We start from the raw sequence: 13,809 nt of genomic DNA, 5'->3' as shown, positions 1-13,809 counted from the left end.
TGTAGAGGGTGCAACGGCCGATGCAGCGGGCGCAGTGGCGGCAGGCGCGGTCGCGCTCTGCAGCTTGTTCAATTCCGAAATGTTCTTCGACAGCTCCGCCACGCGGGTGCTGGTGTCCTTGGCCTGGCGTTCCGCCGCCAGCTTTTCGTCGGCGGCCGTGGTCGACGTGCCTGGCGAAATGGTGAGCTTGTCGGGCGATGCTGCGGCGGCATTTCGGTCCTGGACATTGGTCTGGACCTTGCCTCCGGCCTGGCGATCCGCGCGAGCCACCCGGGAGGTCGGCGCGTTGCCGGCCAGGCGCTGGCGATAGTCGTTGAAATCACGGCTTTGCGCGGTGACGGTGCGCCGGGCTTCGTCGGGCGGTGTCGCGGTGGCCTGCGCAGCGCTCGGTACGTTGATGACCGCGCCGGCCCTCATGCGGTTGACGTTGCCGCCGAGGAAAGCATCCGGATTGCTCCGCAGCATCGCCACCAGCATCTGGTCGAGCGACACGTCTGCCGGCTTGTAGGCGCCGGCGATCTTGCTGGCAGTGTCGCCGGGGCGCACCGCGACTTGCTGGCCGTCACCGGTGCCGGTGCGCACGGCGCGCTCGGCTGCCGGTGCGGGCGTGGGCGCGGGAACAGGCGCCGGACGTGGACGCGGCGGGGCTGCCTGCGCCACCGGGGGCGCTGCGGGCGGCGTGGCCATGCGCGTCGGCGGGGTGTTGCCGATCTGGATCTGCGGCCCGACCGGGTTGATCGGTGTTGCGGCCGCCTGGCGGCTGCGCGGCGGATCGAGCAGCACGGTGTAGTCGCGCACGACGCGCCCGCCTCCCCAGTTGGCTTCCAGCAGCAGGTCGATGAACGGATCGTTGAGCGAGCGATTGCCGGCCAGGCGCACGACGTAGCGGCCATCGGCGCGGCGTTGCAGCACCATGCGCACGTCGGCGAGGGCGGTGTTGTAGGCGACGCCCGCGGCCTGGAAGGCTTCGGGCGACGCGATGTTGAGCTTCATGCTGTCAGCTTCGGCAGCACTGATCTCGGTGACGTCGATCTCGGCGCGCAGCGGTTCGCCGAGGGCCGATTGCACGTTGAGCCGACCCAGCGCCAGCGCGCTGGCATCCGTGCTCACCACCAATCCCAATGCGAGTGCGATGGCGGCGCTCAGCAGTGAGACTGGACCGCTGCCCGAAGACGTCGGGGTGGGCCGGGTGACCGGGTTCAGGTTCACGTGCAGCGGAGGTCTGGTCATGCTGATAGGGGGCTTCATGGCCCGGAAGTGTAAGAGAACGTTAACACCATCACCCCCTAGTGACAAGGCAACAGCTTAGACCAGACCAGTGCGTGCCAACTTCGGCCGCAAAGTTCCGTGGCTGTTTTGCAACGTCACCCTCTGCTTCAGGCGTCGAGCAGGATTCGCAGCATACGACGCAATGGCTCGGCCGCGCCCCACAGGAGCTGGTCGCCGATTGTGAACGCTCCGACGTATTCCGGACCCATCGCCAGCTTGCGGATGCGGCCGACAGGGATATTCATGGTGCCGGTGACGGCGACGGGCGTCAGGTCCTTGAGCGTGGCTTCACGCGTGTTCGGAACGACCTTGACCCAGGCGTTGTCTGCCGCGATGAGCGCCTCGATGTCCGCCGTCGGCACGTTCTTCTTGAGCTTGAAGGTCAGCGCCTGGCTGTGGCAGCGCATCGCGCCGACCCGCACGCAGAAACCATCGACGGGCGTGGCGGCGGTGCCGAAGCCCGCGCCCTGGCCGAGGATCTTGTTGGTCTCGGCGCCGCCCTTCCACTCTTCCTTGGACAGGCCCCATTCGGCATCGTCGTGCGACGTCTTGCCGATGCCGAGGTCCTTGTCGATCCACGGAATCAGTGAGCCACCCAGCGGTGCGCCGAAGTTGGCCGTTTCCGCGGCCGACAGGTTCTGCTGCTTGTGCAGCACCTTGCGGTCGATTTCCAGGATGGCCGACTTCGGATCGTCCAGCAGCGCCTTCACTTCCGAATTCAGCGTGCCGAACTGCGTCAGCAACTCGCGCATGTGCTGTGCGCCGCCGCCTGATGCGGCCTGGTAGGTCATGCTGGTCATCCACTCGACCAGGCCGGCCTTGTACAGCGCGCCCACGCCCATCAGCATGCAGCTCACGGTGCAGTTGCCGCCGATCCAGTTCCTGCCGCCCTTGCTGAGTGCGGTCTGGATCACGGGCAGGTTCACCGGGTCGAGGACGATGATCGCGTCATCCTTCATGCGCAGCGTCGAGGCGGCATCGATCCAGTGGCCGTTCCAGCCGGCTGCGCGCAGCTTGGGGAAGACTTCGCTCGTGTAGTCGCCGCCTTGGGCGGTGATGACGATGTCGCACTTCTTCAGTGCTTCGATGTCGAACGCATCCTTCAGCGCGGTCTCGTTCTTGGCCATCGACGGGGCCTTGCCGCCGGCGTTGGAAGTCGAGAAGAACATCGGCTCGATGAGGCCGAAGTCGCCTTCGGCCTGCATGCGGTCCATCAGGACCGAGCCGACCATGCCACGCCAGCCCACGAGGCCGACCAGAGGTTGAGATGCGTACGCCATTTTGAAAAGTGCCCTAAGTCAAAAAAGAAAGTGGTTTCTCTTTGCGCCCGACTCGTCGAGCCGGGGGGCGTGACGAAGCGGGCTGCGGTTAGCCGGTAATCGTCTTTTTGGTGATTGCTGCAACAACCGCGTCACCCATTTCGCGGGTGCCGACGCGCTTCGTGCCTTCCGACCAGATGTCGCCGGTGCGAAGGCCTGCGGCCAGCACCTGCTGGACCGCCGACTCGATACGAGCGGCGGCTTCGGGTTGGTTGAGGGAGAAGCGGAGCATCATGGCAGCGGAGAGGATTGTAGCCAATGGATTGGCAACCCCCTTGCCGGCGATGTCGGGCGCGCTGCCATGGCTCGGTTCGTACAGGCCCTGGTTGCTCGCATTCAGCGAGGCCGAGGGCAGCATGCCGATGGAGCCGGTGAGCATCGCGGCCTCGTCCGAGAGGATGTCGCCGAACATGTTGCCGGTGACGACCACGTCGAACTTCTTCGGCGCCTTGACGAGTTGCATGGCCGCGTTGTCGACGTACATGTGGTCGAGTTCGACGTCCGGATATTCCTTGCCGACCTCGGTGACGATGTCCTTCCAGAACTGGAAGGTCTCAAGCACGTTGGCCTTGTCGACGCTGGTCACGCGCTTGCTGCGCTTGCGCGCGGCCTCGAAGGCGACGCGGGCGATGCGCTCGACCTCGGGGCGCGAGTAGCGCATCGTGTCGAAGGCTTCCTCGGCGCCGGGAAAGTGCCCGTCGACGGCGGTGCGGCGGCCGCGCGGTGCGCCGAAGTAGATGTCGCCGGTCAGTTCGCGGATGATGAGGATGTCCAGGCCCGCGATGAGTTCGGGCTTGAGGCTCGATGCGCCGACCAGTTGCTCGTAGCAGATCGCAGGGCGGAAGTTGGCGAACAGGCCAAGGTTCTTGCGCAGGCCCAGGATGGCCTGCTCCGGGCGCAGCGGGCGGTCGAGCTTGTCGTACTTCCAGTCGCCGACGGCGCCGAACAGCACAGCGTCGGATTCCTTGGCGAGCTTGAGCGTCGACTCGGGCAGCGGATGGCCGTGCGCTTCGTAGGCGGCGCCGCCGACCAGGGCGGTTTCCATCTCGAACTTCAGGTCGAGGACGTCGAGCACGCGAACGGCTTCGGCGACGATTTCGGTGCCGATGCCATCACCGGGGAGGACTGCGATTTTCATGAGAGTCGAAGGGTTGTTAATTGTTGGAAGTCAGTGCTCGTCGCCGAGCCAGTGCGACAAGCGATGCTCGCAGGTCTTGAAGATCACGTAGGCCACCATGCTCAGCACGCCGTTCAGCAGCAGATGAAAGAGTTGACCGAGCGCGCCGTCCATGACCGCCTGCCATCCCTGCTCGGCAAGGAAGGCCGCATTGGCCTGGAACAGGTAGATGAGGTTCAACGTGCCCGCGCCGAAAGCAAAGAAGCTCAGGCACAGGACGATGAAGGTCAGCCACAGCCGCGACAACACCCAGCGCTGGAACAGTCGACGCATGGCGGCAATCGCGTCAGCTCACCATCGTGTGGGCGAGCCACGGCTTGGTGGCCAGGCGTTCCTTCTCGAAGGCCTGGATTTTGTCCTTGTGGCGCAGCGTCAGGCCGATGTCGTCGAGGCCGTTGATGAGGCAGTACTTGCGGAAGGCTTGCACGTCGAAGGCGAGTTCGGTGCCATCGGGCTTCACCACCACCTGGCGCCCCAGGTCGATGGTGAGCTGGTAGCCGGGGAATGCGAAGACTTCGTCGAACAGTTTCGCGACCTGCGCCTCGGGCAGCACGATCGGCAGCAAGCCGCTCTTGAAGCTGTTGTTGAAGAAGATGTCGGCGTAGCTCGGCGCGATGATGGCGCGGAAGCCGTACTGGTCGAGTGCCCACGGCGCGTGCTCGCGCGACGAGCCGCAGCCGAAGTTCTGGCGCGCGATCAGGATCGACGCGCCGACATAGCGCGGCTGGTTCAGCACGAAATCGGGGTTCGGCTTGCGGGTGGCAGGGTCTTGCCCCGGTTCGCCGGTGTCGAGGTAGCGCCAGGCGTCGAACAGATTGGGGCCGAAGCCGGTCTTGCGGATCGACTTCAGGAACTGCTTGGGAATGATCGCGTCGGTGTCGACGTTCTCGCGGTCCATCGGGGCGACGAGGCCCTTGTGTACGGTGAATTTCTGCATGGTGAGGACTCCAGATTCAAAAGCGGACTGCCGGACGCAGAGGACGCGAAGATTGCGCGAAGGACGCGAAAGAACAGCCAAAATTCATGGGGTTTCTTTCGCGTTCTTCGCGTAGTTTTTCGCGTCCTTCGCGGCCGGCTGTTCTTGTATTCAGGCGAAGGTGCGCACGTCGACGAAGTGCCCGTGCACCGCGGCGGCAGCGGCCATCGCGGGGCTCACGAGGTGGGTTCGGCCACCGGCGCCCTGGCGGCCTTCGAAGTTGCGGTTGCTTGTGGAGGCGCAGCGCTCGCCGGGTTCGAGGCGGTCGGCGTTCATCGCCAGGCACATCGAGCAACCGGGCTCGCGCCATTCGAATCCTGCGGCCTTGAAGATCACGTCGAGGCCCTCGCGCTCGGCCTGTTCCTTCACCAGGCCGGAGCCGGGCACGACCATCGCGAGCTTGACGTTCTTCGCGACCTTCTGGCCCAGCTTCTTCACGACGGCAGCGGCTTCGCGCATGTCCTCGATGCGGCTGTTCGTGCACGAGCCGATGAACACCTTGTCGACGAAGATGTCGTTCATCGCCTTGTTCGGCTCCAGTCCCATGTAGGTCAGCGCGCGTTCGATGGCGCCGCGCTTGTTGGCGTCCTTTTCCTTGTCGGGATCGGGCACGCGGCCGTTAATCTCCGTGACCATCTCGGGCGAGGTGCCCCAGGTGACCTGCGGCGGGATCTTTGTGGCGTCGAGTTCGACGACGAGATCGAAGTGCGCAGTGGGGTCGGATTGCAGCGTCTTCCAGTAGCTGACAGCCTGGTCCCATTCCACGCCGGTGGGTGCGAGCGGGCGGCCCTTGACGTAGCTGATCGTCTTTTCATCGACCGCCACGAGGCCAGCGCGCGCGCCGGCTTCGATGGCCATGTTGCAGACCGTCATGCGGCCTTCCATGCTCAGGTCGCGGATCGCCGAGCCCGCGAATTCGATGGTGTAGCCGGTGCCGCCAGCGGTGCCGATCTTGCCGATGATCGCGAGCACGATGTCCTTGGCGGTGCAGCCGAGCGGCAGCTTGCCTTCGACCTTGACCAGCATGTTCTTCGCCTTCTTGCCGAGCAGCGTCTGCGTCGCCATCACATGCTCGACCTCGCTGGTGCCGATGCCGTGCGCGAGCGCGCCGAATGCGCCGTGCGTGGAGGTGTGCGAGTCGCCGCAGACGACCGTCATGCCCGGCAGCGTCGCGCCCGATTCCGGGCCGATCACGTGCACGATGCCCTGGCGCTTGTTCAGGAACGGGAAGAACGCGGCCGCGCCGAATTCGGCGATGTTGTGGTCGAGCGTCGTGATCTGCTCCTTGCTGGTCGGGTCGGCAATGCCTTCGTAGCCGCGCTCCCATCCGGTGGTCGGCGTGTTGTGGTCGGCCGTGGCCACGACCGAGCTGATGCGCCACAGCTTGCGGCCGGCCTCGCGCAGGCCCTCGAAGGCTTGCGGGCTGGTGACTTCGTGCACCAGGTGGCGGTCGATGTAGAGGATCGCGGTGCCGTCTTCCTCGGTGTGGACGACGTGTTCGTCCCAGATCTTGTCGTAGAGCGTGCGTGCCATGTCAGTCTTCTTTCGTGGGGTGATCGTTGTGTTTCAGGCGGCCAGTTCGGCCGGTTCGCGGGCGGCTGCTTCGCCGGAGGCTTGGAGGTGCTGGACGAGCGTGCGGGCGGCGACCGGCAGTGTGGAAAAGTCGCGCGCGACCAGGCGGATTTCGCGCTGCGCCCAGGCGTCCTTGAGTGCCACGCTGGTGAGCCGCCGGCCGACACCGCCGCGCATCAAGTCGAATGCCTGGCCCGGCATCACGCCGATGCCGAGGCCGTTCTCGATCATCCGGCACATGGCGTCCAGGCCGGTGACGTGGATGCGCAGCTTGATGCTGCGACCGGCATCCAGCGCGGCCTGGCGCGTGGCGACATAGATCGAGCTGTTGGTGTGCAGGCCGACGTGGTCATGCTCCAGCGAATCGACGAAATCGATGGGCCCCGCACCCGCGAGCGGATGCCCGGCGGGCACGATCAGCACCAAGTGGTCGTGGCGATAGGGCAGGCTCTGCAATTCGGTGTCGTGGTCGGCCAGATGACAGACGCCGAGGTCCGAAGCGCCTTCCTGGACCGCGCGCAGCACCTCGCTGCTGAGGTGTTCTTCGAGGTCGATCTTGATGGCCTCGTGCGCGCGGCGGAAGGCGCCCAGGTCTTCCGGCAGGAACTGCACGATGGCCGAGATGTTGGCGTGCACGCGCACATGGCCGCGCACCCCGTCGGCGTACTCGCTGAGTTCGCCCTGCATCTTCTCGAGGCTGTAGAGCACCGAGCGGGCGTGGTGCAACAGGCTCTCGCCGGCCGGCGTCAGGTCGACGCCGCGCGTATGGCGGTAGAGCAGGGGGGTGTTGAGCGTGGCTTCGAGGTCCGACAGGCGCTTGCTGACGGCTGACGCCGCGATGAACTCGCGCTCCGCCGCGCGGCCGATGCTGCCCAACTCGCATACAGCCACGAAGAGCTGCAGGGAGGTCAGGTCGATCCGGCGGGCAAAGCTGCGTTCAGAGGTGTTCACGGTGCGCTGGCTGCCATCGCGGGAGGCGATGAAGCGGAGCGCTATTTTGCTAGGGAATTGACCCTTCCGTCATCGTGAAACACGATGACACCGTTGCTGCCTCAAGATGAAAAAAAGCGGGCGCTCGGCCCGCTGCTTCCAGTGGTGGCGGCAAGGCGCCAGGTCACTTGTTCTTGTCGGCGGAGCTTTCCAGCTTCTGGCCGGCCTTCTCCATGTCCTGGCCTGCGCCCTTCATGGTGTTGCAGCCGGCCAGCGGAATGGCGAATGCGAACGCGACGGCCATCAATGCAGCGATTTTTCTCATATCAGACTCCTTTGGAGCAGTAGGTTGAATGGAATGCGAGGCGGTTTTCCCTCCGCACCGGCAGATTAGGGAAATGCACGGGGCCGTCTTGTCAGCCAAAACGCAAAAAGGCTGCCCGAAGGCAGCCTTTCAAAAGGTGAGGCGCGAGGCCCCGACGGATGCTCAGCGTGTGGCGATCGGTTGCACGTCGCGCTTGACCGAGCCTTCGAACAGCTGGCGCGGACGACCGATCTTGTACTCGGGGTCGCCGATCATTTCGTTCAGCTGGGCGATCCACCCGACGGTACGGGCCAGCGCGAAGATCGCGGTGAACAGCGGCACCGGGATGCCGATGGCGCGCTGCACGATGCCCGAGTAGAAGTCGACGTTCGGGTAGAGCTTGCGCGAGACGAAGTACTCGTCTTCCAGGGCGATCTTCTCGAGCGCCATGGCCAGCTTGAACAGCGGATCGTTCTCGAGACCCAACTCGTGCAGCACTTCCTTGCAGGTTTCCTGCATCAGCTTGGCGCGTGGGTCGTAGTTCTTGTAGACACGGTGCCCGAAGCCCATCAGCTTGACGTTCGAGTTCTTGTCCTTGACCTGCTTGATGAACTCGCCGATCTTCTCGACGCCGCCAGCCTTCTGGATGTCGTAGAGCATGTTGAGCGCCGCCTCGTTGGCGCCACCGTGGGCGGGGCCCCAGAGGCAGGCCACGCCGGCTGCGATCGCCGCGAACGGGTTGGTGCCCGACGAGCCGCACAGGCGGACGGTCGAGGTCGAAGCGTTCTGCTCGTGGTCTGCGTGCAGGATGAAGATGCGGTCGAGCGCGCGCTCGAGCACCGGGCTCACCTTGTACTCTTCGCACGGCGTGGCGAACATCATGTGCAGGAAGTTGCCGGCATAGCTCAGCTCGTTCTTCGGGTACATGTACGGCTGGCCGATCGTGTACTTGTAGGCCATGGCGACCAGCGTCGGCATCTTCGCGATGAGGCGGATGGCGGCGATCTCGCGGTGCTTCGGATTGTTGATGTCCGTGCTGTCGTGATAGAAGGCCGACAGGGCGCCGACCAGGCCAGTCATGATGGCCATCGGGTGCGCGTCGCGACGGAAGCCGCGCAGGAAGAACTGCATCTGCTCGTTGACCATGGTGTGGTTGGTCACGAGCTTGGTGAAGGTGCCCTTTTGCGCTTCGTTCGGCAGTTCACCGTACAGCAGCAGGTGGCAGGTTTCCATGAAGTCGCAGTTGGTCGCGAGCTGTTCGATGGGGTAGCCGCGGTAGAGCAGTTCGCCCTTGTCGCCGTCGATGTAAGTGATGGCCGACTGGCACGACGCGGTCGACATGAAGCCCGGGTCATAGGTGAACATGCCGGTCTGCGCGTACAGCTTGCGGATGTCGATGACATCCGGGCCGATCGAGCCCTTGTAGATCGGCAGGTCGATGTTGTCGGTGCCGTTGCTGAACGACAGCGTGGCCTTGGTGTCAGAGGCTTTCATTGAGGCTTTCTTTCTTCAAATAAATCTGGAAGGAGGCTTGCGCGCGTTCAGACGCGCAGGAGATGCAACAAATCGACCACGCCCGGCGCCGCCAAGGCAGGCTCCGGCTCTTTTCGCTTGAGCAACAAGTCGAGGAGATCATGGTCCGACAGGTCCATCAGGGCTTCCATTGCCTGTGCCTGTCCGACGGTCAAGCGAGATTCATGCCGCTCGAAGAAGCGGGCGATGAACAAGTCATTTTCGAGCAGGCCGCGCCGGCAACGCCATTTCAGCTTGCTCAGCGCACGGGCGCCGAGGGGCTGGTCGAGGTTGTCGGTGGCTTGCATGGCTGTTCAGGTCAGATGGCGCGGCGGACCATCAATTCCTTGATCTTGCCGATCGCCTTGGTCGGGTTCAAGCCCTTGGGGCACACGTCGACGCAATTCATGATGGTGTGGCAGCGGAACAGGCGGTACGGGTCTTCGAGGTTGTCCAGGCGCTCGGCGGTGGCTTCGTCGCGGCTGTCGGCGATGAAGCGGTAGGCCTGCAGCAAGCCGGCCGGGCCGACGAACTTGTCGGGGTTCCACCAGAAGCTCGGGCAGCTCGTCGAGCAACTCGCGCACAGGATGCACTCGTAGAGACCGTTCAGCTCGTCGCGTTCTTCAGGCGACTGCAGGCGTTCCTTCTCGGGCGGCACGGTGTCGTTCTGCAGGTACGGCTTGATCGAGTTGTACTGCTTGAAGAACTGCGTCATGTCGACGATCAGGTCGCGGATGACCGGCAGGCCAGGCAGCGGCTTCAGCACGACCACGCCCTTGAGCGTGTTCATGTTGGTCAGGCAGGCCAGGCCGTTCTTGCCGTTGATGTTCATTGCGTCGGAGCCGCAGACGCCTTCGCGGCAGGAGCGGCGGAACGACAGCGTGGGATCCTGCGCCTTGAGCTTCATCAGGGCGTCGAGCAGCATGCGTTCGTGGCCGTCGAGTTCGATCTCGATGGTCTGCATGTACGGCTTGGCATCCTTGTCCGGGTCGTAGCGGTAGATCTTGAAAGTGCGCTTCATCGTGGATATTCCTGTTCTTGATCTTCAGAAGGTCCGGACCTTCGGGGGCACCGACGCGACGGTGAGTGGCTGCAGCTTCACCGGCTTGTACGACAGGCGGTTGCCTTCGCTGTACCAGAGCGTGTGCTTCATCCAGTTGGCATCGTCGCGGCCGAGCGGCGAGACCGGATCGTCCGCGGGACGTTCGTAGTCTTCCACCGTGTGGGCGCCGCGGCATTCGCGACGGGCGGCGGCGGAGACCATGGTGGCCTGCGCCACTTCGATCAGGTTGTCGACTTCCAGCGCCTCGATGCGCGCGGTGTTGAAGACGCGCGACTTGTCCTTGAGCGTGACGGCGCGGACGCGCTCGCGCACGGCGGCGATCTTCTCGACGCCTTCGTCCATCGAGGCCTGCTTGCGGAACACGGCTGCATGCTGCTGCATCGTGGCGCGGATCTCGGCTGCCACGTCCTGCGCGTACAGACCGTCGGTGGAGTCTTCCAGTTCGTTCAGTCGGGCCAGCGTGCGGTCGGCGGCGTCTTCCGGCAGCGGCTTGTGTTCCTTGTTCTTGTTGTTGAACTCGACGATGTGGTTGCCGGCCGCACGGCCGAACACCAGCAGGTCGAGCAGCGAATTGGTGCCCAGGCGGTTGGCGCCGTGCACGCTCACGCAGGAGCATTCGCCGACCGCGTAGAGGCCGTTGACCACGGCGCTGTTCTCCTCGCCCTGCTGGATGACGACCTGGCCGTTGATATTGGTCGGGATGCCACCCATCTGGTAATGGATGGTCGGCACGACCGGAATCGGCTCCTTCGTGATGTCGACATTGGCGAAGTTGACGCCGATCTCGTACACCGAGGGCAGGCGCTTGTGGATGGTCTCGGCACCGAGGTGGTCGAGCTTGAGCAGCACGTAGTCCTTGTTCGGTCCGCAGCCGCGGCCTTCCTTGATTTCCTGGTCCATCGAGCGGGACACGAAGTCGCGCGGCGCCAGGTCCTTCAAAGTGGGCGCATAGCGCTCCATGAAGCGTTCGCCGTTGCTGTTGAGCAGGATCGCGCCTTCGCCGCGGCAGCCTTCGGTCAGCAGCACGCCGGCGCCGGCCACGCCGGTCGGGTGGAACTGCCAGAACTCCATGTCCTGCAGCGGAATGCCCGAGCGCGCCGCCATGCCCAGGCCGTCGCCGGTGTTGATGAAGGCGTTGGTCGACGCGGCAAAGATGCGGCCGGCGCCGCCGGTGGCGAGCAGCACGGTCTTGGCCTGCAGGATGTGCAGGTCGCCGGTTTCCATTTCGAGCGCGGTGACGCCGACGACGTCGCCTTCCTCGTCACGGATCAGGTCGAGCGCCATCCATTCGACGAAGAACTGTGTGCGCGCTTCCACGTTCTTCTGGTAGAGCGTGTGCAGCATCGCGTGGCCGGTGCGGTCGGCCGCGGCGCAGGCGCGTTGCACCGGCTTCTCGCCGTAGTTGGCGGTGTGGCCGCCGAAGGGGCGCTGGTAGATCGTGCCGTCCGGGTTGCGGTCGAAGGGCATGCCGAAGTGTTCGAGCTCGTACACGACCTTCGGTGCTTCGCGGCACATGAATTCGATCGCGTCCTGGTCGCCCAGCCAGTCCGAACCCTTGATGGTGTCGTAGAAGTGGTAGTGCCAGTTGTCCTCGCTCATGTTGCCGAGCGATGCACCGACGCCGCCTTGTGCGGCGACGGTGTGCGAGCGGGTCGGGAACACCTTGGAGAGCACGGCCACGTTGAGGCCGGCGCGAGCGAGTTGCAGCGAGGCGCGCATGCCGGAGCCGCCGGCGCCGACGATGACGACGTCGAACTTGCGCTTGGTGATTTGGTCTTTGGTGTAGGTCATGGGGTCAGGCGGCGATGGGGTGGGACGAAGAGAGTGAGGGCATCACACTCTCCAGAGCACTTGAATGGCCCAACCCGCGCAACCGACAAGCCAGACGAGCGTGAAGATCTGCAGCAGCAGGCGGATGCTGACGGGCTGGATGTAGTCCATCCAGATGTCGCGCATGCCGACCCACACGTGGTACAGCAGCGAGACGATGACCGCGAATGTCAGCACCTTCATCCACTGCTGCGAGAAGATGCCGGACCACTTCTCGTAGCCGATGGGGCCGACGCTGAAAAGCACTTGGCCGAGCAGGATGATCGTGAAGAGCGCCATCAGGCCGCCCGTGATGCGCTGGCTGAGCCAGTCGCGAAGTCCGTAGTGCGCGCCGACGACGATGCGCTTGGAGCCGTAGTTCACTGCCATTTTTGTGCTCCCGATCAGTAGAGGCCGAACAGCTTGGCGCCGAGCACGACGGTGAGCGCAATGCTCAGGAACAGCGTGATCATGGCTGAACTCTTGCCGAATTCCTTGCTCACGGCCGAATGGCTCACGTCCATCCAGAGGTGGCGCAGGCCCGCGATGAAGTGGTGCAGGTAGGCCCAGATGAGTGCGAGCGCCACCAGCTTGATCAGCACGCCCGGAACGTAACCAAGGCCGCTGTTGAAGGCGGCCTTGAATTTTTCGAAGGAGAGCTCTGAACTGATCGAGGTGTCGAACATCCAGATGATGAACGGCAGCAGCAGGAACATCAGGAAGCCGCTGACGCGGTGCAGGATCGAGACGATGCCGGCTGGCGGCAGGCGGTACGTCCGGAGATCGGTGAATGCGTTGATGTTGCGGAATTCGCGGCGCGGTGGCCGGGGGGTGGAGGCAAGCTCAGTCATGGGAGGCTTTCGTTGCTTTTCGTGGGGACGGCTTGTTTCGTGAAGGCAAATGCAAACAACGAAAAATTGTATTGCAATGCACCATGACGCATCGTTGCGTCGTGCATCGACACAGTGCGTAACTCGGGCTCTCGGGCCCGAATCCGGGAAGGTATCGCTCGCTGGCAGCCCTGTTTGCGCAAAAAGCAGCGGCCACCGGCCTTGCGGCGGGCGCAGCGACTGGGCGCGGAGCAGCAGATCATCCGAGTTCGTTCCGGTAGTGGTGCGTGTCGGTGCGGTACAGGCCGCGTCGAAGCTCCATGGGGGTGTCGTGGTAGGTGTAGGCCACGCGCTCGACGCTCAGGAGCGGGGTTGCGTGGGTGACGGCGAGCAATTCGGCCTGTGCGGCATCGGGCAGCACCGCGCGGATTTTCTCCTCTGCGCGGATCATGTGCACGCCGAATTCGGCTTCGAAGAGCGAATACATGGGTCCGCGCCACGCTGTGAGACGCTCCGCGGTCAGGCCCTTGAACGGTACGCCGGGGAGCCACAGGTCTTCCAGGATGGTCGCCACGCCGCCGTAGGCCAGCACCCGGCGCACCTGCAGCACCGCGTCACCGGTGCGCAAGGACAGGGCGCGCGCCACGTCGGCGGCGGCGCGCAGGCGCTTGCAGTCCACGATGGTGCGCTCGGCCGGGCCTTCGGTGTTGAGGTCGCCGCTGTCGGGCACGAGCTTGAGGAAGCGGTACTGGACGTGGTGCTCGGTGTGCGTCGCGACGAAGGTGCCCTTGCCCTGGCGGCGTACGAGCAGGTTCTCAGCGGCCAGTTCGTCGATGGCCTTGCGTACCGTGCCCTGGCTCACCCGAAAACGCGCGGCCAGGTCCATTTCGCTCGGAATGGGCTCGCCGGGCTTCCATTCGCCGGCCTTCAGGTTCTGCAGGATCAGGGCCTTGATTTGCTGATACAGCGGGCTGAACGCGGGCGTCGGCGTATCTGGCAGGGCGGAAAGGGGCGTGTTCATGGCGTGGGCAAGCGCGGCGAGGGCGCC

15 protein-coding genes are annotated in these 13,809 nt (G+C 64.5%); all 15 read right to left on the bottom strand.

Annotated elements, in window-relative coordinates:
• Positions 1-1,230: FimV family protein (locus HCU76_RS09330; RefSeq protein ID WP_305729947.1), on the bottom strand; the 1,230-nt coding region annotated here is incomplete at its 3' end.
• Between the two features lie 146 nt (positions 1,231-1,376).
• On the bottom strand, positions 1,377-2,549 hold the full coding sequence (gene asd, locus HCU76_RS09325; RefSeq protein ID WP_213955494.1) for an aspartate-semialdehyde dehydrogenase: 1,173 nt from the start codon (positions 2,547-2,549) through the stop codon (positions 1,377-1,379).
• Positions 2,550-2,637: 88 nt separating this feature from the next.
• The gene (leuB, locus tag HCU76_RS09320; protein ID WP_213955495.1) at positions 2,638-3,726 is read right to left on the bottom strand and encodes a 3-isopropylmalate dehydrogenase; all 1,089 of its coding nucleotides are present in this window, start codon (positions 3,724-3,726) and stop codon (positions 2,638-2,640) included.
• 30 nt (positions 3,727-3,756) lie between these two features.
• Entirely contained in the window at positions 3,757-4,038 is a 282-nt protein-coding gene (locus HCU76_RS09315) for a hypothetical protein (RefSeq protein WP_213955496.1), read from the bottom strand.
• A gap of 13 nt (positions 4,039-4,051) precedes the next feature.
• The gene (gene leuD / locus HCU76_RS09310; protein WP_213955497.1) at positions 4,052-4,702 is read right to left on the bottom strand and encodes a 3-isopropylmalate dehydratase small subunit; all 651 of its coding nucleotides are present in this window, start codon (positions 4,700-4,702) and stop codon (positions 4,052-4,054) included.
• Positions 4,703-4,852: 150 nt separating this feature from the next.
• Positions 4,853-6,274: a 3-isopropylmalate dehydratase large subunit gene (gene leuC, locus HCU76_RS09305; RefSeq protein WP_213955498.1), complete on the bottom strand. Its 1,422-nt coding sequence runs from the start codon at positions 6,272-6,274 to the stop codon at positions 4,853-4,855.
• 33 nt (positions 6,275-6,307) lie between these two features.
• Positions 6,308-7,264 carry a LysR family transcriptional regulator gene (locus HCU76_RS09300; protein ID WP_213955499.1) on the bottom strand — a complete coding sequence of 319 codons (957 nt, stop codon included), beginning with the start codon at positions 7,262-7,264 and terminating at the stop codon, positions 6,308-6,310.
• 163 nt (positions 7,265-7,427) lie between these two features.
• Positions 7,428-7,568: an entericidin A/B family lipoprotein gene (locus HCU76_RS09295; protein WP_213955500.1), complete on the bottom strand. Its 141-nt coding sequence runs from the start codon at positions 7,566-7,568 to the stop codon at positions 7,428-7,430.
• A gap of 162 nt (positions 7,569-7,730) precedes the next feature.
• Positions 7,731-9,041 carry a citrate synthase gene (gene gltA / locus HCU76_RS09290; protein ID WP_213955501.1) on the bottom strand — a complete coding sequence of 437 codons (1,311 nt, stop codon included), beginning with the start codon at positions 9,039-9,041 and terminating at the stop codon, positions 7,731-7,733.
• 47 nt (positions 9,042-9,088) lie between these two features.
• Positions 9,089-9,367, bottom strand: coding sequence for a succinate dehydrogenase assembly factor 2 (locus tag HCU76_RS09285; RefSeq protein ID WP_213955502.1), 279 nt, complete (start codon positions 9,365-9,367; stop codon positions 9,089-9,091).
• Between the two features lie 11 nt (positions 9,368-9,378).
• On the bottom strand, positions 9,379-10,080 hold the full coding sequence (locus HCU76_RS09280; RefSeq protein ID WP_213955503.1) for a succinate dehydrogenase iron-sulfur subunit: 702 nt from the start codon (positions 10,078-10,080) through the stop codon (positions 9,379-9,381).
• A gap of 24 nt (positions 10,081-10,104) precedes the next feature.
• Entirely contained in the window at positions 10,105-11,913 is a 1,809-nt protein-coding gene (sdhA, locus tag HCU76_RS09275; RefSeq protein WP_213955504.1) for a succinate dehydrogenase flavoprotein subunit, read from the bottom strand.
• 42 nt (positions 11,914-11,955) lie between these two features.
• On the bottom strand, positions 11,956-12,321 hold the full coding sequence (gene sdhD, locus HCU76_RS09270; RefSeq protein ID WP_213955505.1) for a succinate dehydrogenase, hydrophobic membrane anchor protein: 366 nt from the start codon (positions 12,319-12,321) through the stop codon (positions 11,956-11,958).
• A gap of 14 nt (positions 12,322-12,335) precedes the next feature.
• Positions 12,336-12,782: a succinate dehydrogenase, cytochrome b556 subunit gene (gene sdhC, locus HCU76_RS09265; protein WP_213955506.1), complete on the bottom strand. Its 447-nt coding sequence runs from the start codon at positions 12,780-12,782 to the stop codon at positions 12,336-12,338.
• Between the two features lie 238 nt (positions 12,783-13,020).
• A complete protein-coding gene (locus HCU76_RS09260) occupies positions 13,021-13,782 on the bottom strand; it encodes a GntR family transcriptional regulator (RefSeq protein ID WP_218509064.1) in 762 nt (253 codons plus the stop codon).
• Between the last annotated feature and the right edge of the window lie 27 nt (positions 13,783-13,809).

The sequence above is a fragment of the Variovorax sp. dw_308 genome (assembly GCF_019207085.1).
Lineage (GTDB): Bacteria > Pseudomonadota > Gammaproteobacteria > Burkholderiales > Burkholderiaceae_C > Variovorax.
The sequence above is the reverse complement of the archived record's forward strand: the minus strand, read 5'-3'. Positions and strand labels throughout refer to the sequence as shown.

What these genes read in the sequence shown, in the direction of transcription:
- asd (WP_213955494.1), bottom strand. Translation starts at nt 2,549, where the DNA reads ATGGCGTACGCATCTCAACCTCTGGTCGGCCTCGTGGGCTGGCGTGGC.
- leuB (WP_213955495.1), bottom strand. Translation starts at nt 3,726, where the DNA reads ATGAAAATCGCAGTCCTCCCCGGTGATGGCATCGGCACCGAAATCGTC.
- HCU76_RS09315 (WP_213955496.1), bottom strand. Translation starts at nt 4,038, where the DNA reads ATGCGTCGACTGTTCCAGCGCTGGGTGTTGTCGCGGCTGTGGCTGACC.
- leuD (WP_213955497.1), bottom strand. Translation starts at nt 4,702, where the DNA reads ATGCAGAAATTCACCGTACACAAGGGCCTCGTCGCCCCGATGGACCGC.
- leuC (WP_213955498.1), bottom strand. Translation starts at nt 6,274, where the DNA reads ATGGCACGCACGCTCTACGACAAGATCTGGGACGAACACGTCGTCCAC.
- HCU76_RS09295 (WP_213955500.1), bottom strand. Translation starts at nt 7,568, where the DNA reads ATGAGAAAAATCGCTGCATTGATGGCCGTCGCGTTCGCATTCGCCATT.
- gltA (WP_213955501.1), bottom strand. Translation starts at nt 9,041, where the DNA reads ATGAAAGCCTCTGACACCAAGGCCACGCTGTCGTTCAGCAACGGCACC.
- HCU76_RS09285 (WP_213955502.1), bottom strand. Translation starts at nt 9,367, where the DNA reads ATGCAAGCCACCGACAACCTCGACCAGCCCCTCGGCGCCCGTGCGCTG.
- HCU76_RS09280 (WP_213955503.1), bottom strand. Translation starts at nt 10,080, where the DNA reads ATGAAGCGCACTTTCAAGATCTACCGCTACGACCCGGACAAGGATGCC.
- sdhA (WP_213955504.1), bottom strand. Translation starts at nt 11,913, where the DNA reads ATGACCTACACCAAAGACCAAATCACCAAGCGCAAGTTCGACGTCGTC.
- sdhD (WP_213955505.1), bottom strand. Translation starts at nt 12,321, where the DNA reads ATGGCAGTGAACTACGGCTCCAAGCGCATCGTCGTCGGCGCGCACTAC.
- sdhC (WP_213955506.1), bottom strand. Translation starts at nt 12,782, where the DNA reads ATGACTGAGCTTGCCTCCACCCCCCGGCCACCGCGCCGCGAATTCCGC.
- HCU76_RS09260 (WP_218509064.1), bottom strand. Translation starts at nt 13,782, where the DNA reads ATGAACACGCCCCTTTCCGCCCTGCCAGATACGCCGACGCCCGCGTTC.